Consider the following 17,857-nt stretch of genomic DNA (forward strand, 5'->3'; position numbering starts at 1 on the left):
TGTCAGAATAAGGGGTTATTTTGAGTGGGCATATAGTACCTGGATTATGCTGAATTACTACCGCCAGATGTTACAGGGGGTTATTCGGCCATCGCATCCCGCCACAGCTTATCCACCACGCGCTGAGCCATAATCGCCTGCTCACCCGCCGTCTCAGGAACTGTCTGATTTTGCACGCATTCAATAAAATGGCGTGCGCATCCGGCAAAGCCTCGCTGCTCCAGCGTGGTTTGCCAGCCGGGTATCGGTTGCAAAACCACGCCATGTCCGCGCTCCTCACGCCATTCGCGCATATCCGTAACATCAATTAACCCGCCGTCGGTGACCGCCTGCACGCTCTCCCGCTGACTGCCCGCGCGGCGATGCATACTGGTTGTTATCTGTAACTGATCGACGGAGAAATGGTGTTCTGCATAAAACATGGCACCGGACTCGTTGGTTAACAGCGTACCGCTCGTTAACTGCGTCTCTCTGCCTGCCAGCCACAGCGCAGTATCCACCACGTGCAGGTAGTCATCCAGCAGCGTAAAACGCAAATCGTGCGGTCCAACGCTATCGCTACGATGCTTATCCATGCGGATAGAGGCCGCCTGACTTAACTGTGATTTTAACTCCCGATACAGCGGCGCAAAACGGCGGTTGAATCCGACCATCAGCGTCAGATTTTTTCGCGCTGCCAGCGCCACCAGTTGTTCCGCATCGCGCAGATTTTCCGCCAGGGGTTTATCCACGCAAACGTGAACTCCGGCATGAAGCAACTCGCTGACAACCGCATGGTGTGTCGCGGTACTGGAGTGTACGAAAACGGCATCACAGGTTGCCGCCAGGTTCTGTAGCGAATCAACGTACGGCATGCGCCAGGTAGCACAAATACGCTCTGCTTTTTCACGCGAAGGTGACCAGGCCCCCTGTAACGTCCAGTCTGCGGCAATACCCAGCACGGGCAGCCAGGCTTTTTGCGCAATACCGCCCAAGCCAACGACACCGATACGAAGTTTTTTCACGTTACTCTCCCAGATGCGCCAGCAATGATTCGAGCCGCTGCTTTAACTCTGCTACTTCGCTTTCCAGCACCTCTACGCGTGCCTGCAAATCGCCAGAAACAACCTGTGGTTCGTCTGCTGCTGTCGCAACCATCTCATCGACGTCTCCACAGAACAGGTGCATATAGCGGCTTTCGCGTTTACCCGGTTCACGCGCCAGACGGACCACGTAAGGGCCATCTTCACGGGTGGCAAGCTGTTCAAGAGTCGATTCCACTTCCGCCATATCGCTGAATTCATACATGCGGGATGCACGACTACGTAGCTCTCCTGGCGTCTGCGCACCGCGCAGTAACAGCGTAGTGATTAACGCCACCTCACCAGCGCTGAGCTTAAGATTGCCAAACTCTGAATTGCAGAAGCGCTGCTCGTATTTGGTGACGCGATTACCAAACCCGCTCACTGTACGTAAAAAATGGCGTTTCACCAGATTATCGAGCTGATCCTGCACGTCCGATTCCGACAGGTTCATCACCGGTTCACGATTGGTTTTTTGATTACAGGCGGTCACAACGCCATTGACGGAAAGCGGATATTGTTCTGGGGTAGTAACCTGCTTTTCCAACAAACAGCCAATCACGCGTGCTTCGGTAGGGGTTAATTCGTATTTCATCGTCATCTCCATTAATCAGCCAATACTGCTGAGGCTTAGCGCCCGGGGGTCCATTCTGATGTTGTTAACGCCGTCAGCACATGATCGCGCCACTGCCCATCAATCAGCAGGTAGTCTTTTGCATAGCCTTCTTTTTCAAATCCGAGTCGTGCCAGCAAATCGCCACTACGTTTATTGTGCGGCATATAGTTCGCCATAATGCGATGAATATGCTGCGTGCGCTGCATATAGCGAATAGCCGCGACTAAGGCTTCATACATCAACCCCTGCCCTTGCCACTTCTGCGCAATGGAATAACCGAGATAGCAGGCGTGGAAAGATCCCCGCACCACATTGGAGAAGTTTGCGACGCCGATAATCTCTTTTTCTTCCGGGTCCAGCAGCGCAAAATAATAGGCAGAACCTTGTTTATGAAACTCGGTGATCATACTTAGACGCGCCTGCCAGCCAGAGGGATAGCAGTGGCTTTCATCGCGAATAGGTTCCCAGGGTTTTAAGAAATGACGATTTTCTGCGTAATAATCTGCCAGACGCCAGGCATCACGCTCATGCACTAAACGCACGACCAGGCGGTCCGTGGTTAAGCGCACTTTTGGCACGTTACTGCGATAGCCAAACATTCTATACCTACTCCTTCCCGTAACGTCTTCAATACGCTATTCGCGATACTATACCTGTACAAATATGCCCGATGAAAAGAGCAAAACACCATTTATTGAATTATTCACACATTTTGATGAAAACTCTCTATCAAGACGGACTTTTAATAAAAAAATATTGTCCCGCCGAGGGTAGGAAAAGGCCTGACAACACCGCAGAATAGACAGGCTTACCGTTAAAACTCTAAATAGAGTGACGAGTTTTTCCCTGGAGGGGAAATGTCGCAAGTCTCGCAGGCGAGGAACCTGGGTAAATACTTCCTGCTCATCGATAATATGCTGGTCGTGCTGGGTTTCTTCGTCGTATTCCCGCTGATCTCGATTCGTTTCGTCGATCAAATGGGCTGGGCCGCCGTGATGGTCGGTATCGCACTCGGGTTACGTCAATTTATTCAGCAGGGGTTGGGGATTTTTGGCGGGGCCATTGCCGACCGTTTTGGCGCAAAACCGATGATTGTCACCGGCATGCTGATGCGCGCCGCCGGGTTCGCGACGATGGGGATCGCCCATGAACCCTGGCTACTGTGGTTTTCCTGTTTTCTCTCCGGGCTGGGCGGCACGCTGTTCGACCCTCCCCGTTCGGCGCTAGTGGTCAAACTGATCCGCCCGGAAAAGCGCGGGCGCTTCTTCTCCATCCTGATGATGCAGGACAGCGCGGGGGCGGTCGTTGGCGCGTTACTGGGGAGCTGGTTGCTGCAATATGATTTCCGACTAGTCTGCGCCACCGGTGCCATTTTGTTCATCCTGTGCGCCGCGTTTAACGCCTGGCTGCTTCCTGCCTGGAAGCTGTCGACGGTGAAAATTCCGGTACGCGAAGGAATGAGTCACGTGATGCGTGACAAACGATTCGTCACCTACGTACTGACGCTTGCAGGTTACTACATGCTGGCGGTCCAGGTGATGCTGATGCTGCCGATTATGGTCAATGACATCGCCGGTTCTCCCGCTGCCGTCAAATGGATGTACGCCATCGAGGCGTGCCTCTCTTTAACGCTGCTCTACCCGATTGCCCGCTGGAGTGAAAAACGTTTTCGCCTCGAACACCGTTTAATGGCCGGTCTATTAATCATGTCTATCAGCATGATGCCGATTGGTCTGGTCGGAAATTTACAGCAGTTATTCACCCTGATCTGCACATTCTATATCGGCTCAATTATTGCTGAACCGGCACGTGAAACGCTTAGCGCGTCGCTGGCAAGTGCGCGGGCCCGGGGGAGTTATATGGGCTTTAGCCGGCTAGGGCTCGCCATCGGCGGAGCGATAGGCTACATCGGCGGCGGCTGGCTGTTTGATATGGGTAAGGCAATGTCGCAGCCCGAATTACCGTGGATGATGTTGGGCGTTATCGGCCTTATTACCTTCCTGGCGCTGGGCTGGCAGTTCAGCCATAAACGCCCGTCACGCGGCATGCTGGAACCTGATGCCTGACGCGTAACCCCGCTCCCGGACACCTTTTCAGCTTTTTCTGCTGGTGTCCGGGGCGCTGGTACTGGATGCTGCTTTGTGTCACGATTACACCATAAGCATCATGTTGAGGAACCCCATGAAAAAGTTTTTTTTTGCTGCTGCTCTGATTGTCAGCGGCCTGTTGGTTGGTTGTAATCAACTCACACAATACACGGTAAGCGAGCAAGAAATTAATCAGGCGCTGGCGAAGCATAATAATTTTTCTAAAGATATTGGTTTGCCCGGCGTGGCTGAAGCCCACATCGTTTTAAGCAACCTCACCAGCCAGATCGGTCGCGAAGAACCGAATAAAGTGACGCTGACAGGGGATGCCAATCTGGATATGAACTCCCTGTTTGGCAGCCAGAAAGCGACGATGAAGCTGAAGTTAAAAGCGTTACCGGTCTTCAATAAAGAAAAAGGCGCGATTTATCTGCAAGAAATGGAAGTGGTTGATGCTACCGTTACGCCAGAAAAAATGCAGTCGATATTGCAAACCCTGATGCCGTACTTAAACCAGTCGCTGCAGAATTATTTCAACCAGCAGCCGGCGTACGTCCTGCGTGAAGACAGCAGTGAAGGCGAGGCGCTGGCGAAAAAACTGGCGAAAGGTATTGAGGTGAAACCAGGGGAAATCATCATCCCGTTCACCGATTAACACACCAGAGGGCGCATCAGCGCCCTTTTTTTTCGTGCAAACGAAAACGTTTCCGCTTATCCTTTGTTTCCGGCAAAAAAGACTATCCTCAGCCGGAGCATATTGATGACTGCACCATCCCAGGTATTAAAGATCCGCCGTCCAGACGACTGGCACCTTCACTTTCGCGATGGCGACATGTTAAAAACAGTCGTGCCCTATACCAGTGAAATTTATGGTCGTGCGATTGTCATGCCAAACCTGGCACCGCCCGTCACCACCGTTGACGCGGCCATCGCTTACCGTCAACGTATTCTGGACGCCGTACCTGCCGGACACGATTTCACCCCGTTAATGACCTGCTATCTGACAGACACGCTGGATCCCAACGAGCTGGAACGTGGATTCAACCAAGGTGTATTCACCGCCGCTAAACTATACCCGGCCAATGCCACCACCAATTCTACCCATGGCGTGACGTCTATAGATGCCATCATGCCGGTGCTGGAGCGGATGGAAAAACTCGGCATGCCCTTACTGGTGCACGGTGAAGTCACGCACGCGGATATCGATATATTCGATCGCGAAGCACGCTTTATTGAAACGGTTATGGAACCATTGCGTCAGCGTCTGACCGCGTTGAAAGTGGTGTTTGAACATATCACCACCAAAGACGCCGCCGAATACGTGCGTGACGGTAATGACCTGCTGGCAGCGACGATTACCCCACAGCATTTGATGTTTAACCGCAACCATATGCTGGTCGGTGGGATACGTCCTCATCTGTATTGCCTGCCCATCCTCAAACGTAACGTCCACCAACAGGCGCTGCGCGAACTGATCGCCAGTGGTTTCAGCCGCGCATTCCTCGGAACTGACTCGGCGCCGCATGCGCGCCATCGTAAAGAATCCAGCTGCGGCTGCGCGGGTTGTTTTAATGCCCCTACCGCGCTCGGCAGCTATGCAACCGTCTTCGAAGAAATGAACGCGCTGGCCCATTTTGAAGCCTTCTGCTCGCTCAATGGCCCCAGATTCTACGGGCTGCCGGTTAACGACACCTTTATTGAACTGGTCAAAGAAGAAGAGCAGATACCGGAAAGCATCGAGCTGGAAGATGACACACTGGTACCTTTCCTCGGTGGTGAAACGGTACGCTGGTCAGTGAAGCGCTAAAAAAAGTGTAGCCAACTGTTGTCAACGGGTTAAGTTAACTGTATAAATAACCAGTATATTCAACAGGGGGCTATTATGCGTATTGAAGTCACTATTGCCAAAACTTCACCTTTGCCTGCTGGCGCCATTGACGCGCTGGCAGGCGAACTCTCCCGTCGTATTCACCATCATTTTCCGGATAACGAAGGTAACGTTACCGTCCGTTATGCCGGTACAAACAATCTGTCGGTTATTGGCGCGACAAAAGAGGACAAAGAACGCATCAGCGAGATCCTTCAAGAGACATGGGAAAGCGCGGATGACTGGTTCATTAATGAATAAAAAATGATATGCCATGATGTTTTTTGCCGGGTCGCCCCGGCTTTTTTATTTCCACACACCTTACCGATTTCGCACAATCTGCCCTAACAACACAGATAATATTTATTTGCACACTGATTATCTTTTAGTCAAAACCACAAAATAACTGCACAACATGCCAAAAAAATATGAATGACATGCCGGTTTATCATTCAGATAACACTTAAAACAAAAAAATTATGCCCTGCCCTCTTTAAATTTTCAGTGAATACCCTTATTTATTGATATACTGAACTTGCTTCAGAAAAAAACGCATTGAACCTCGAAAACCGTTGTCTAGTAACACGAATTAGGGGGCATGATGGAAAAGAATAATGAAGTCATTCAGACTCATCCGCTTGTAGGATGGGACATCAGCACTGTTGATAGCTACGATGCGCTGATGCTGCGTTTGCACTACCAGACCCCAAATCGTCCGGACCCGGACGGGACTGAAGTTGGTCAAACGCTCTGGTTAACCACTGATGTTGCCAGGCAATTTATTTCGATATTAGAAGCCGGAATCGCCAAAATTGAATCAGGTGATTTCCCAGCGAATGAGTATCAGCGTCATTAAATCTGATGCACCCACCATCAAAAGGCACCTTCACGGTGCCTTTCTTATTTCATGGTTGAATAATGCGGGTCAGTTATTTACCCTGCAACTATCGCGATTGCAGAGAGAAGCGGATGAAATACGACTTAATCATTATTGGCAGTGGTTCCGTAGGTGCCGCCGCCGGATACTATGCCACACGCGCCGGTCTGAATGTACTGATGATCGATGCACATATGCCACCACATCAACAGGGCAGCCACCATGGTGATACACGTTTAATCCGTCATGCTTATGGTGAAGGTGAAAAATACGTTCCGTTGGTACTGCGTGCACAGACATTATGGGATGAACTCACCAAACATAATGAAGAACCTATTTTTGTCCGTTCTGGCGTGATTAACCTCGGCCCGGCAGATTCAACATTCTTATCTAACGTGGCGCAAAGCGCAAAACAGTGGCAGCTCGACGTTGAACAACTGGACGCCGCTGCCATCATGGCACGCTGGCCAGAAATCCGTGTCCCGGAAAACTATATTGGTCTGTTTGAGGCCGATTCAGGTTTTCTACGCAGTGAGTTAGCCATTAAGACCTGGATTCGCCTGGCTGAAGAAGCAGGCTGCGCGCAGCTGTTTAAATGCCCGGTCACCGCGATTCACCATCATGATGATGGCGTAACGGTTGAGACTGCGGACGGCGACTACCATGCGAGAAAAGCGCTGGTCAGCGCCGGAACCTGGGTGCAGGCATTAATACCGGAATTACCGATACAGCCGGTGCGAAAAGTATTCGCATGGTATCAGGCCGATGGACGCTATAGCGTTAAAAACAACTTCCCGGCCTTCACTGGCGAATTGCCTAATGGCGATCAGTATTACGGTTTCCCGGCAGAGAACGATGAACTGAAGATTGGTAAACATAACGGTGGGCAGGTTATTCACTCACCCGAAGAGCGCAAAGCGTTTGCCGCTGTCGCTAGCGATGGTTCAGAAGCTTTCCCGTTCCTGCGTTCTGTTCTACCGGGGGTGGGATGTTGTCTGCACGGAGCCTCCTGCACCTACGATAATTCCCCGGACGAAGATTTTATTATTGATACGCAGCCAGGGCATGACAATACGCTGATCGTTACTGGACTGAGCGGCCACGGCTTTAAGTTTGCCTCGGTGCTGGGGGAAATCGCTGCTGATTTTGCCAGAGACAAGCCGTCAACCTTTGACCTGACGCCGTTCAAGCTAAGCCGTTTTAAGCAATAACCACAGCATGGCCTCGTCATTGAGGCCATTTTTATTTAAGGAATAATATTGATGCGCCGCATCGTTGACTATCTGGTAAATAATATTCGCGAGCATTTTATGCTCTACATTATTTTGTGGTCACTGCTGGCGATCATGGACGCGATATATATTATATTTTTCTGATATTACCTTACTGACAATAATTTACAGTAATTGAAATTACCTTAATTTTCATTGCAATTAATTGAACAACCATCACCCCATCAATACCAGTAAAACAGGCATCATTATCCATCTTCCTCTAAACACCTGATGATTATTTTATAAATCAATCAATTTTATTGAATTAAAAATAAATATCATCACTATTGTTATTTATTAGTTGCATTAATGTCTTTTACACGCCATTTTCATTTACTTCTGAAATATCTATCGGTGTGCTTATGCAATTCAATAATAGTCCACAGCGCTATGGCGTGGTGTCAGTCGCATTGCACTGGCTGGTTGCACTTGCCGTGTATGGCATGTTTGCGTTGGGTTTATGGATGGTTACGCTCAGCTATTACGATGGCTGGTATCACCAGGCGCCTGAACTGCATAAAAGCATCGGTGTTCTGCTGATGATGGGGCTGGTGATACGCGTGGTCTGGCGGCTGTTCTCTCCGCCCCCTGCGGCACTGAAGAGCTACTCCCGTTTAACGCGCCTGGCTGCTGCCCTGGGTCACCTCAGCTTATATCTGCTGCTGTTTTCTCTTGTCATCAGCGGGTATCTGATCTCAACAGCAGACGGTAAAGCGATCAGCGTTTTTGGTTGGTTTGAGATCCCCGCCACGCTTGCCAACGCCGGCGTTCAGGCCGATCTTGCCGGTAGCCTACACCTGTGGCTTGCCTGGAGCATTGTGATTCTGTCTCTTCTACATGGGCTGATGGCCCTGAAACATCACTTTATCGATAACGACGATACCCTTAATCGCATGTTGGGAAAATCGTCATCTGACTATGGAGCTTAAAATGAAAAAAAACCTGCTGGGACTAACTCTCGCTTCTTTGTTGTTTACCACCGGCTCGGCCATCGCGGCAGATTACAAAATCGACAAAGAAGGACAACATGCCTTTGTTAATTTTCGTATTCAACATCTGGGGTATAGCTGGCTGTACGGCACGTTTAAAGACTTCGACGGGTCTTTTACCTTCGATGAAAAAAATCCTGCCGCCGATAAAGTTAACGTCACCATCAACACCAATAGCATTGACACCAACCACGCTGAACGTGACAAGCACCTGCGCAGCGCAGATTTCCTCAACGTAGTCAAATTCCCACAGGCCACGTTCACCTCCACCAGCGTTAAGAAAGCGGGGAACGACCTGGATATCACCGGGGATCTGACCCTGAATGGCGTCACCAAACCGGTCACGCTGGATGCGAAGCTCATCGGTCAGGGTGGCGATCCGTGGGGTGGCACCCGTGCGGGCTTTGAAGCACAAGGGAAAATTAAACTGAAGGATTTTAACATCACCACCGACCTCGGCCCTGCTTCGCAGGAAGTCGACTTAATCATTTCGGTGGAAGGTGTTCAGCAGAAATAATACCTCATTTATGCCGGATGAAGCTGCTACCATCATCCGGCATAATGCTATTACGTAGGATCCGGAATACCCAGCTTGGTATTCAGACGACCGCGGGACTTATTAAAGATCTTATTACCATTCTCACGACCCGCGCGACGGCGGCGTTGCTCCTCTTCCGGCAACGTACTCTCTTCACAACACAGATCGCTGCAACACCCTTTATGCTTTTCGGCGCAGGCCGGACATTGAATAAACAGCAGATGGCAGCCGTCATTTTTGCAATTGGTATGACTGTCGCACGCCACCCCACACTGATGACAATGCGCAATAACATCTTCAGAGATCCGCTCTCCCATACGTTCATCAAAAACAAAGTTTTTACCAATAAAGCGTACCGGAAGTCCCTGCTCACGGGCTTTGCGGGCGTATTCAATAATACCGCCCTCAATGTGCCAGACCTTACTGAATCCGTTGTGTTTCATCCAAGCGCTGGCCTTCTCGCAGCGAATACCGCCCGTGCAGTACATCACGATTTTTTTGTCTTTATGTTCCTGCATCATTTCAACCGCTTTCGGTAACTGATCGCGGAACGTATCTGCCGGAATCTCCATGGCGTTCTCGAAGTGCCCCACCTCATATTCATAGTGGTTACGCATATCAATAAACACCGCGTCAGGATCGTCAAGCATGGCATTCACTTCTGCCGCTTTCAGATAATCACCGACGTTACTGGCATCAAAAGCCGGATCATCAATACCATCAGCTACAATGCGCTCACGGACTTTCATGCGCAGTACCCAGAACGATTTCCCGTCATCGTCTAGCGCAATATTAAGACGCAGCCCGGAAAACGCAGGATCAAAGGCGTACAGCTGTTGACGAAAGGCCTCAACCTTGCTTTGCGGTACGCTGATTTGTGCGTTAATACCTTCGTGCGCCAGATACACGCGCCCGAAGACGTTCAGCCCGGTGAACAGTTGGTACAATGCATCACGGGTATGCTGAGGATTCACAAGGGTAAAATATTTATAGAACGAAATCGTGATACGCGGCTCAGACTCAGCCAACATTTTAGCTTTGAGCGCGTCATTCGAAATGCGATTGTGTAACACTGGCATGGTGTACGAATCCTGCAATCAATAAAAAGATGAAAATCGGCCGGCATCATAAAGCAAACATTGCCAATTTACATCCACACATTTTACGCTACATTTCCTACTTCATGATAAAAATGTCACAACAATTGACGAAAATTCAGCCATTCTCCCGTCACAAATTTTTGATACGCGCGAAAAAATGCGACAATACAGAGCATTGGTCGTTTAATGACAGGATAGACATGACGAATTTACCCAAGTTCTCGGTTGCGCTACTGCATCCACGTTATTGGTTAACCTGGCTAGGTATTGGCATTCTTTGGTTGATCGTGCAGTTACCCTATCCGTTCCTCTATAAGTTGGGCTGTGCATTAGGTCGCCTGGCGTTACGTTTGATGAAACGCCGGGCAAAGATTGTTTCGCGTAATCTGGAACTGTGCTTCCCGCACATGAGCGAGCAAGAACGCCAGCAAATGGTGGTAAAAAACTTTGAGTCCGTCGGTATGGGCGTCGTGGAAACCGGCATGGCATGGTTCTGGTCCGACCGTCGCATTACGCGCTGGACCGAAGTCATCGGCATGGAGCATATCCGTGACGTTCAGGCGCAGCAGCGCGGGATCCTGTTAGTTGGTCTGCATTTTCTGACGCTTGAGTTAGGCGCACGCCAGTTTGGTTTACAGGAACCCGGTATTGGTGTGTATCGCCCCAACGACAACCCGCTGCTCGACTGGCTGCAAACCTGGGGGCGTATGCGCTCCAATAAATCAATGCTCGATCGCAAAGACCTGAAAGGGATGATCAAAGCGCTGAAGAAAGGTGAAGTGGTCTGGTATGCGCCGGATCACGACTACGGCCCTCGCGCCAGCGTCTTTGTGCCGCTGTTTGCCGTGGAACAAGCCGCGACGACGTCAGGAACGTGGATGCTGTCACGGATGTCCAATGCATGTCTGGTGCCATTTGTTCCCCGTCGTAAACCCGATGGCAAAGGGTATCAGCTAATTATGCTGCCGCCGGAATGTTCGCCACCGCTCGACGACGCTGAGACCACCGCCGCATGGATGAACAAAATTATTGAGCAATGCATCATGATGGCACCGGAGCAATATATGTGGCTACACCGCCGCTTCAAAACGCGCCCTCAAGGTGCACCTTCCCTGTACTGAACCCAGTTGCAGCCCACTGGCTGCAACGCCTCGCATCACCGGTTTAGGTTTAACTGCTCTTCGCATTGCGGTGACTATCAACCAGGCGCATAATTAGTCTGCTTATTTATCTACAAACGATAGCGCAAACAGCGCGCCATACTGCGGATCGCTATGTCACCCTCAGATGTCCCCATAAACTGGAAACGCAATCTCACGGTTGCCTGGCTCGGTTGTTTTTTAACCGGTGCGGCATTCAGCCTGGTGATGCCATTCCTCCCCCTGTATGTCGAAAGCCTCGGCGTGGCGGGACACGGTGCCCTGAACATGTGGTCAGGTCTGGTATTCAGCATTACTTTTCTTTTTTCCGCTATTGCTTCACCTTTCTGGGGCGGTCTTGCGGATCGCAAAGGCAGAAAGATCATGCTCCTGCGTTCAGCGCTGGGGATGGCTATCGTGATGCTGTTAATGGGGCTGGCGCAAAATATCTGGCAGTTTTTGATCCTGCGTGCGCTGTTGGGGCTGCTTGGTGGTTTTATTCCCAATGCCAATGCGCTGATTGCCACCCAAGTTCCGCGTAATAAAAGCGGTTGGGCGCTGGGAACGTTATCAACTGGCGGCGTCAGCGGTGCACTGCTGGGTCCGCTGGCGGGAGGCTTACTTGCCGACCAGTATGGGCTGCGCCCCGTTTTCTTTATTACCGCCTGCGTGCTGCTGCTCTGCTTTATTCTGACATTATTTTTTATCCGCGAGAATTTTCAACCGGTCAGTAAAAAAGAGATGCTGCACATTCGGGACGTCGTCGGCGCCTTAAAGAATCCAAAGCTGGTGTTGAGCCTGTTCATCACTACCCTGATAATCCAGGTCGCAACCGGATCCATCGCGCCCATTCTGACGTTATATGTGCGGGAACTGGCCGGCAACGTCAGCAATATCGCCTTTATTAGCGGCATGATCGCTTCCGTTCCCGGAGTGGCCGCTTTAATCAGTGCGCCGAGGTTAGGCAAACTGGGTGACCGGATAGGCCCGGAGAAGATCCTGATTGTTGCTCTGGTCATTTCCGTACTGCTGCTCATCCCCATGTCATTTGTACAGACGCCCTGGCAGCTCGGTGTTCTGCGTTTTCTACTCGGCGCAGCTGACGGTGCACTATTACCCGCCGTCCAAACGCTGCTGGTGTATAACTCAACCAACCAAATAGCCGGACGTATTTTCAGTTATAACCAGTCATTTCGTGATATTGGCAACGTGACAGGACCGCTTATGGGTGCGGCTATTTCAGCTAGCTATGGCTTTCGCGCCGTCTTCTGCGTGACCGCAGGCATCGTCTTGTTCAACGCTATCTACTCATGGAACAGCCTGCGCCGACGTCGGGAAGTCCAGCACACAGAATGATTTTTGTGCATTCATACTTGAACTATCGGAGAATCAACTATTATTTTCCTGAATACTTCATTAAATCAAAGGGAGACGCTGATGACCATGTATGCCACGCTGGAAGAAGCCATTGATGCTGCCCGTGAAGAGTTTCTGGCTGATAACCCCGACCTTGAACCTGACGACGCCAGCGTTCAACAACTGAACGTACAAAAATATGTGCTACAGGATGGCGACATTATGTGGCAGGCTGAATTTTTCGCCGACGAAGATGAGGAAGGTGAATGTTTGCCAATGCTGAGCGGTGAAGCGGCACAAAGCGTCTTTGATGGCGATTATGATGAGATTGAAATTCGCCAGGAGTGGCTGGAAGAAAACACCCTCCACGAGTGGGATGAAGGCGAATTCCAGCTTGAACCGCCTCTTGATACCGAAGAAGGTCAAACGGCAGCCGACGAATGGGATGACCGATAGTTACTCATAAGGTCCATGGTGGATATCAAGGGGCAGCAGCAGCGTATCAAACACTAGCGAAAAAGGCAGATCGAGGATGGTAACGTAACGCCATGCTGAATCACGGACATCCCATTGCACGCCGGGATAGTATTGATTTCCGTGTCCCTGCCCAGGGATCGTCCGGCTAATAATACTGCCGCACCCGCTCAGCAAGATGACCATGACACCAACAGCAAGTATTCGCACCTGAACCCTCATTAACGTTGTTACCCACATAAAAAAATACCGGCGCCTGGCCGGTATTTTCACATTTCAGGATGTCTATTTTTTCCTGAGTGCCAGCGGGTTCAGGGTTATTCCCTGATAATAATTGACCCACGAAGAATACTTATCCGGTGAGTTCCAGACCCGATAGTGTAAACGCGCCATGGTCACCGGATCGCTCAGCAGCACAAGGCGACGATCGCGATTCAGTTTCTCCGGCGTATCGTTCAGCGCCTGCTCGACATGTCGGTCACGCGCAATCTCAAGCACGTTACTGGCACGGTGACGTGCGGTCGCCATCGCCGTTGCCAGCGCGTTAAATGACGGATTAAACACCGCGTGCATAAAGCCGTCATCCAGCGAGCGATTACGGTTCATCACCAGGTAGTTGTCCGTATCCACCAGCACCTGCGGAGGAGAATACTCTTCCGGGATCAGGAACAGCTTCCAGCGCTTGGTACGTAATCCGACCGTTGAACGGCTGGAAATCACCGAAACGAATGGCGACAGGATCAGCGAGAAGACAATCGGTGCCAGCCAGAACAGGAAGCGCAGATCCAGCCATGCCATACCGACGGCCCATACCAGACCCAGCAGCAGTTGCGAACCATGACGCATAAACGCTTCACCCCACGGGGTGGAGTCGTCATCGCGCTGCGGCGAGTTCCACACCACTTCCCAGCCGAGGAAGGCGCTGACCACGAAGACGGTATGGAACAGCATACGTACCGGCGCAAGCAACACGGAGAACAAAACCTCCAGCAGCAGCGACAGCGTGACGCGAATAAATCCACCGTACTCTTTCGTCCCCTTGCACCAGATGAGCAAAATACTCAGCAGCTTCGGCAGGAACAAGAGCACCATTGTCGAGGCAAACAGCGCAATCGCCAGTTCAGGACGCCACTGCGGCCAGACCGGGAACAGCTGACGCGGCTGCAGGAAGTATTGCGGTTCCGTCAGCGCATGCACCACCTGCAATGCGGTTGAGAGCGCGAGGAACATAAACCACAGCGGTGCAGACAAATAAGACATCACGCCCGTCAGGAACACCGCGCGGTGAACCGGGTGCATCCCTTTCACCAGGAACAGACGGAAGTTCATCAGGTTGCCATGACACCAGCGACGGTCACGCTTCAGCTCATCCAGCAAGTTTGGCGGCAGCTCTTCATAAGAGCCAGGCAGATCGTATGCAATCCACACGCCCCAGCCTGCACGACGCATTAACGCCGCTTCCACGAAGTCATGAGAGAGGATCGATCCCGCAAATGAGCCTTCACCCGGTAGCGGTGCGAGAGCACAGTGCTCGATAAACGGCTTCACACGAATAATCGCGTTATGACCCCAGTAGTGCGACTCACCGAGCTGCCAGAAGTGAAGCCCGGCGGTAAACAGCGGCCCGTACACGCGGGTAGCAAACTGCTGGCAGCGCGCATACAGCGTATCCATACCGGACGCTTTTGGCGAAGACTGGATAATACCGGCATTAGGGTTCGCTTCCATCAGGCGCACCAGACCGGTCAGGCAATCGCCGCTCATTACGGAGTCAGCGTCCAGGACAACCATGTAGCTGTATTGATTCCCCCAGCGACGGCAGAAGTCATCAATGTTACCGCTCTTACGCTTCACACGACGACGGCGACGACGGTAGAAAATCTGCCCTTCGCCCTGCACTTCGGCAATCAGCTCCATCCACGCTTTTTGTTCCGCCACGCAGATATCAGGGTTATAGCTGTCGCTCAGGATGTAGACATCGAAATGCGCAGCATTGCCCGTGGCTTTAACCGACTCCCACGTGGCGCGCAGACCTGCAAATACGCGGTCAACGTCCTCGTTACAGATTGGCATTATCAGCGCAGTACGGTGCTCAGGATTTAAGGCTTCATCCCCTACCGTTGACGCGGAAATACTGTACTTATCACGCCCAATCAGCAGTTGCAGAAAGCCCATTAGCGCGGTCCAGAACCCGGCCGATACCCAGCAGAAAAGCACGGCAAACAGAATAAGAATACCGGTCTGTAGCATATAGGGCAGCAGTTGCATAAAGGAGACCCACAGATCCTGTCCCATCATGTCAGCCGGATTAATAAACGCCCAGCCCTGGTAAGGAAGAATGGTCTTCATATACCAGGTGGCGACGACCGTTTGCGCAAGCGTTAAAATCAACAGCGTGTAGCGGCGGATCGTCCCAACGGTACGCCATTTCTGTTCACTCTCTTGCTCTTCTTTCGTCAAACGCGAAAGATAACGCGGCGTAACGTCACGCCCACGCAGACGATCCCAAAAACGGCCTACCGGGTTGGTACGCCAGGGATCGGGAAACATAGACGTGCGCGTAGCCTTCGGCATGGCCTGCAACTGGTCGCGCCCTTCATCGTCTTTAATTAACTGCTCGTTGGCCAGAGAGTCCGGCCAGGCTTGCTCAAGACGAGCTTTAACAGACCCCTGCGGTGAATCATCTTCGCGCGAGTAAGTACGATGCTCGGCATCCAGCGCCTGATGAACGGCGCGGATGTCAGTTTTCGGCAGTGCCGCTTTCTCGATATCCGAAAGCGGCATTGCGTCAATATACTCAGTTGTCTTATTCATTGGCAGGTAACTGGTAGCTCCAGGTTTCACTCAACGTCTGATCGGCATTGACCAACGCAGCACGCATTTCAGTGGTTTTCTTCGCATCTTTCACTTTCACGCGCAGCATCAGACGCCAACCCTTAGTGACCGGGTTGTAATTTACAGTGCTCTCGACGATCTCACCGTTGTCGCCAATGCTGGTTTGCGCGGTGACCGGGGTATCCTGCGGCAGTTTTTTCATGTCAGTGCCGGCAAAATCCACCATAAATGCAATCGTGCCGTCAGGCTGACGAATGAGGTTTGATTGTTTGACATCACCGGTGGAACGACGCGTCTGCTGTACCCAGGCACTTTCCGGTGCATGAAGTTTGTCTTCATCGCGAGTGAACGTTAGCGTGTACTTGAAGTTCATCTCTTTGCCCGCTTCAGGTAGTTGATCCGGCGTCCAGTAGGCGACGATGTTGTCGTTGGTTTCATCGTTGGTCGGGATTTCAACTAACTCAATTTTACCCTTGCCCCAGTCGCCTTTTGGCGTTACCCAGGCACTCGGACGCAGGTCGTAGCGGTCCTCGATATCTTCAAAACGCGAGAACTGGCGGCCACGTTGCAGCAGACCAAATCCTTGCGGGTTTTCCATCGCAAAACTGCTCACCGCGAGATGTTTCGGGTTATTCAACGGACGCCAAATCCACTCGCCGTTTCCAGCATGGATAGACAAACCGTTAGAGTCATGCAACTCCGGACGGTAGTTGGTCGCCGGAGAAGGCTGGTTCGGCCCGAACAGGAACATACTGGTCAGCGGCGCTACGCCCAGCTTGCCCACTTTATCGCGCAGATAAACTTTGGACTGCACGTCCACTACCGTGTCACGACCAGGCATAATCACAAAGCGATAGGCCCCGGTTGCGCGTGGGGAATCTAGCAGTGCATAAATGGTTAAACGTTTGTCAGTGGGTTTTGGACGCTCGATCCAAAACTCGCGAAAGCGGGGAAATTCTTCACCGGAAGGCAGAGCAGTATCAATAGCGAGGCCGCGTGCGGACAAGCCATAGACCTGACCGGCCCCCAGGACGCGGAAATAGCTGGCACCGAGCATGCTGACGATTTCATCGTTTTTATCTTTGCTATTGATCGGATACAGCACTTTGAACCCGGCGAAGCCGAGATCTTTTACCGTGTCTTTATCATGCTGAACATCGCCAAAATTAAAATAATCTGGGCTATATTTGATTTTCTTTACCGCAGTGGCGGTAACTTCGTTGATCTTGACCGGCGTATCGAAGTACATACCCTGGTGGTAGAACTCGAGCTTAAATGGGGTCTTAAGATTGCTCCAGTAGGCTTTATCGTGATTAAACTGGATCTGTTGATAATCCGCATACTTCATGTCGCGGAAAACGGAGGGCAAGTTACTTTTTGGCGCCTCATAGCCTTTACCGGCTAAGGATTGAGCTTGCTTTGCCACATCATCAATACTGAATGCCCAGCTCGATGATGTATACAGCGTTAACATAACTGCTGCACCCAACCAACGCATTTTCATCATTTGTAGTTTATGTTTCATAATTAGTAAGCACTTCCCCCTTTGTGTGCTTATATTGATCCGATCCATTTTAATGGATAATCGGGTATTCCGACAACTGAATCCCTGTATTGTTCGCGCGCTGGCTCATGGTTTAATCA

General features: G+C 51.2%; 19 protein-coding genes. 12 read left to right on the top strand and 7 right to left on the bottom strand.

The genetic code is table 11. The features are described from left to right. Positions 1-80: 80 nt before the first annotated feature. Genes E4Z61_RS08400 through rimJ form a run of 3 tightly spaced genes read right to left on the bottom strand, consistent with a single transcriptional unit; the run spans position 81 to position 2,276 of the window. Complete coding sequence (locus E4Z61_RS08400; RefSeq protein WP_135322366.1) at positions 81-1,004, bottom strand: Gfo/Idh/MocA family protein; 924 nt, start codon at positions 1,002-1,004, stop codon at positions 81-83. A gap of 1 nt (position 1,005) precedes the next feature. Further along, the gene (locus E4Z61_RS08405; protein WP_135322367.1) at positions 1,006-1,656 is read right to left on the bottom strand and encodes a YceH family protein; all 651 of its coding nucleotides are present in this window, start codon (positions 1,654-1,656) and stop codon (positions 1,006-1,008) included. Between the two features lie 35 nt (positions 1,657-1,691). Next, complete coding sequence (gene rimJ, locus E4Z61_RS08410; RefSeq protein WP_115258871.1) at positions 1,692-2,276, bottom strand: ribosomal protein S5-alanine N-acetyltransferase; 585 nt, start codon at positions 2,274-2,276, stop codon at positions 1,692-1,694. Positions 2,277-2,534: 258 nt separating this feature from the next. Between rimJ and mdtH the strand changes: the two genes are divergently transcribed. The 9 genes from mdtH (at position 2,535) to E4Z61_RS08455 (ending at position 9,288) form a co-directional block, all read left to right on the top strand. Beyond that, complete coding sequence (gene mdtH / locus E4Z61_RS08415) at positions 2,535-3,743, top strand: multidrug efflux MFS transporter MdtH (protein ID WP_135322368.1); 1,209 nt, start codon at positions 2,535-2,537, stop codon at positions 3,741-3,743. Positions 3,744-3,858: 115 nt separating this feature from the next. Then, on the top strand, positions 3,859-4,419 hold the full coding sequence (locus E4Z61_RS08420) for a lipoprotein (RefSeq protein ID WP_135322369.1): 561 nt from the start codon (positions 3,859-3,861) through the stop codon (positions 4,417-4,419). A gap of 105 nt (positions 4,420-4,524) precedes the next feature. Next, positions 4,525-5,571: a dihydroorotase gene (gene pyrC, locus E4Z61_RS08425; RefSeq protein ID WP_135322370.1), complete on the top strand. Its 1,047-nt coding sequence runs from the start codon at positions 4,525-4,527 to the stop codon at positions 5,569-5,571. Between the two features lie 75 nt (positions 5,572-5,646). Further along, positions 5,647-5,892, top strand: coding sequence for a DNA damage-inducible protein I (gene dinI, locus E4Z61_RS08430; RefSeq protein ID WP_135322371.1), 246 nt, complete (start codon positions 5,647-5,649; stop codon positions 5,890-5,892). Positions 5,893-6,232: 340 nt separating this feature from the next. Further along, the gene (gene bssS / locus E4Z61_RS08435) at positions 6,233-6,487 is read left to right on the top strand and encodes a biofilm formation regulator BssS (protein WP_135322372.1); all 255 of its coding nucleotides are present in this window, start codon (positions 6,233-6,235) and stop codon (positions 6,485-6,487) included. A gap of 113 nt (positions 6,488-6,600) precedes the next feature. Continuing rightward, on the top strand, positions 6,601-7,719 hold the full coding sequence (gene solA, locus E4Z61_RS08440; RefSeq protein WP_135322373.1) for an N-methyl-L-tryptophan oxidase: 1,119 nt from the start codon (positions 6,601-6,603) through the stop codon (positions 7,717-7,719). 51 nt (positions 7,720-7,770) lie between these two features. Further along, the gene (locus E4Z61_RS08445) at positions 7,771-7,884 is read left to right on the top strand and encodes a YceO family protein (protein WP_135322374.1); all 114 of its coding nucleotides are present in this window, start codon (positions 7,771-7,773) and stop codon (positions 7,882-7,884) included. A 260-nt stretch (positions 7,885-8,144) separates the two neighbouring features. Then, positions 8,145-8,711 carry a cytochrome b gene (locus tag E4Z61_RS08450; RefSeq protein ID WP_135322375.1) on the top strand — a complete coding sequence of 189 codons (567 nt, stop codon included), beginning with the start codon at positions 8,145-8,147 and terminating at the stop codon, positions 8,709-8,711. Position 8,712: 1 nt separating this feature from the next. Then, positions 8,713-9,288, top strand: a complete 576-nt coding sequence (locus tag E4Z61_RS08455; RefSeq protein ID WP_135322376.1) for a YceI family protein — start codon at positions 8,713-8,715, stop codon at positions 9,286-9,288. 50 nt (positions 9,289-9,338) lie between these two features. Here the strand turns inward: E4Z61_RS08455 and trhO are convergent, their stop codons facing one another. After that, positions 9,339-10,388, bottom strand: coding sequence for an oxygen-dependent tRNA uridine(34) hydroxylase TrhO (gene trhO, locus E4Z61_RS08460; RefSeq protein WP_135322377.1), 1,050 nt, complete (start codon positions 10,386-10,388; stop codon positions 9,339-9,341). Positions 10,389-10,609: 221 nt separating this feature from the next. Here trhO and E4Z61_RS08465 point away from each other — a divergent pair, with 221 nt between their 5' ends. The 3 genes from E4Z61_RS08465 (at position 10,610) to E4Z61_RS08475 (ending at position 13,360) form a co-directional block, all read left to right on the top strand. Continuing rightward, on the top strand, positions 10,610-11,530 hold the full coding sequence (locus E4Z61_RS08465) for a Kdo(2)-lipid IV(A) acyltransferase (protein ID WP_135322378.1): 921 nt from the start codon (positions 10,610-10,612) through the stop codon (positions 11,528-11,530). A gap of 153 nt (positions 11,531-11,683) precedes the next feature. Continuing rightward, positions 11,684-12,904, top strand: a complete 1,221-nt coding sequence (gene mdtG, locus E4Z61_RS08470; RefSeq protein ID WP_135322379.1) for a multidrug efflux MFS transporter MdtG — start codon at positions 11,684-11,686, stop codon at positions 12,902-12,904. 81 nt (positions 12,905-12,985) lie between these two features. After that, positions 12,986-13,360, top strand: coding sequence for a MysB family protein (locus tag E4Z61_RS08475; protein ID WP_135322380.1), 375 nt, complete (start codon positions 12,986-12,988; stop codon positions 13,358-13,360). Here E4Z61_RS08475 and E4Z61_RS08480 read toward each other — a convergent pair whose 3' ends face one another. The 3 genes from E4Z61_RS08480 to mdoG all read right to left on the bottom strand — a co-directional run bounded on the left by E4Z61_RS08480 (position 13,361) and on the right by mdoG (position 17,720). After that, complete coding sequence (locus E4Z61_RS08480; RefSeq protein ID WP_420808701.1) at positions 13,361-13,600, bottom strand: YceK/YidQ family lipoprotein; 240 nt, start codon at positions 13,598-13,600, stop codon at positions 13,361-13,363. 63 nt (positions 13,601-13,663) lie between these two features. After that, positions 13,664-16,192, bottom strand: a complete 2,529-nt coding sequence (mdoH, locus tag E4Z61_RS08485) for a glucans biosynthesis glucosyltransferase MdoH (protein WP_135322382.1) — start codon at positions 16,190-16,192, stop codon at positions 13,664-13,666. Beyond that, the gene (mdoG, locus tag E4Z61_RS08490; RefSeq protein ID WP_135324907.1) at positions 16,185-17,720 is read right to left on the bottom strand and encodes a glucans biosynthesis protein MdoG; all 1,536 of its coding nucleotides are present in this window, start codon (positions 17,718-17,720) and stop codon (positions 16,185-16,187) included. The genes mdoH and mdoG overlap by 8 nt, the downstream gene beginning before the upstream one ends. Positions 17,721-17,857: the final 137 nt, after the last annotated feature.

The organism is Citrobacter tructae (assembly GCF_004684345.1).
Taxonomy (GTDB): domain Bacteria; phylum Pseudomonadota; class Gammaproteobacteria; order Enterobacterales; family Enterobacteriaceae; genus Citrobacter; species Citrobacter tructae.

Excerpts from the sequence above, each read along its gene's own strand:
- mdoG (WP_135324907.1), bottom strand. The coding sequence starts at position 17,720 with ATGATGAAAATGCGTTGGTTGGGTGCAGCAGTTATGTTAACGCTGTAT.
- E4Z61_RS08465 (WP_135322378.1), top strand. The coding sequence starts at position 10,610 with ATGACGAATTTACCCAAGTTCTCGGTTGCGCTACTGCATCCACGTTAT.
- rimJ (WP_115258871.1), bottom strand. The coding sequence starts at position 2,276 with ATGTTTGGCTATCGCAGTAACGTGCCAAAAGTGCGCTTAACCACGGAC.
- mdoH (WP_135322382.1), bottom strand. The coding sequence starts at position 16,192 with ATGAATAAGACAACTGAGTATATTGACGCAATGCCGCTTTCGGATATC.
- trhO (WP_135322377.1), bottom strand. The coding sequence starts at position 10,388 with ATGCCAGTGTTACACAATCGCATTTCGAATGACGCGCTCAAAGCTAAA.
- mdtG (WP_135322379.1), top strand. The coding sequence starts at position 11,684 with ATGTCACCCTCAGATGTCCCCATAAACTGGAAACGCAATCTCACGGTT.
- pyrC (WP_135322370.1), top strand. The coding sequence starts at position 4,525 with ATGACTGCACCATCCCAGGTATTAAAGATCCGCCGTCCAGACGACTGG.
- E4Z61_RS08405 (WP_135322367.1), bottom strand. The coding sequence starts at position 1,656 with ATGAAATACGAATTAACCCCTACCGAAGCACGCGTGATTGGCTGTTTG.
- E4Z61_RS08450 (WP_135322375.1), top strand. The coding sequence starts at position 8,145 with ATGCAATTCAATAATAGTCCACAGCGCTATGGCGTGGTGTCAGTCGCA.
- mdtH (WP_135322368.1), top strand. The coding sequence starts at position 2,535 with ATGTCGCAAGTCTCGCAGGCGAGGAACCTGGGTAAATACTTCCTGCTC.
- E4Z61_RS08475 (WP_135322380.1), top strand. The coding sequence starts at position 12,986 with ATGACCATGTATGCCACGCTGGAAGAAGCCATTGATGCTGCCCGTGAA.
- E4Z61_RS08480 (WP_420808701.1), bottom strand. The coding sequence starts at position 13,600 with ATGAGGGTTCAGGTGCGAATACTTGCTGTTGGTGTCATGGTCATCTTG.
- bssS (WP_135322372.1), top strand. The coding sequence starts at position 6,233 with ATGGAAAAGAATAATGAAGTCATTCAGACTCATCCGCTTGTAGGATGG.
- E4Z61_RS08455 (WP_135322376.1), top strand. The coding sequence starts at position 8,713 with ATGAAAAAAAACCTGCTGGGACTAACTCTCGCTTCTTTGTTGTTTACC.
- E4Z61_RS08420 (WP_135322369.1), top strand. The coding sequence starts at position 3,859 with ATGAAAAAGTTTTTTTTTGCTGCTGCTCTGATTGTCAGCGGCCTGTTG.
- dinI (WP_135322371.1), top strand. The coding sequence starts at position 5,647 with ATGCGTATTGAAGTCACTATTGCCAAAACTTCACCTTTGCCTGCTGGC.
- E4Z61_RS08445 (WP_135322374.1), top strand. The coding sequence starts at position 7,771 with ATGCGCCGCATCGTTGACTATCTGGTAAATAATATTCGCGAGCATTTT.
- solA (WP_135322373.1), top strand. The coding sequence starts at position 6,601 with ATGAAATACGACTTAATCATTATTGGCAGTGGTTCCGTAGGTGCCGCC.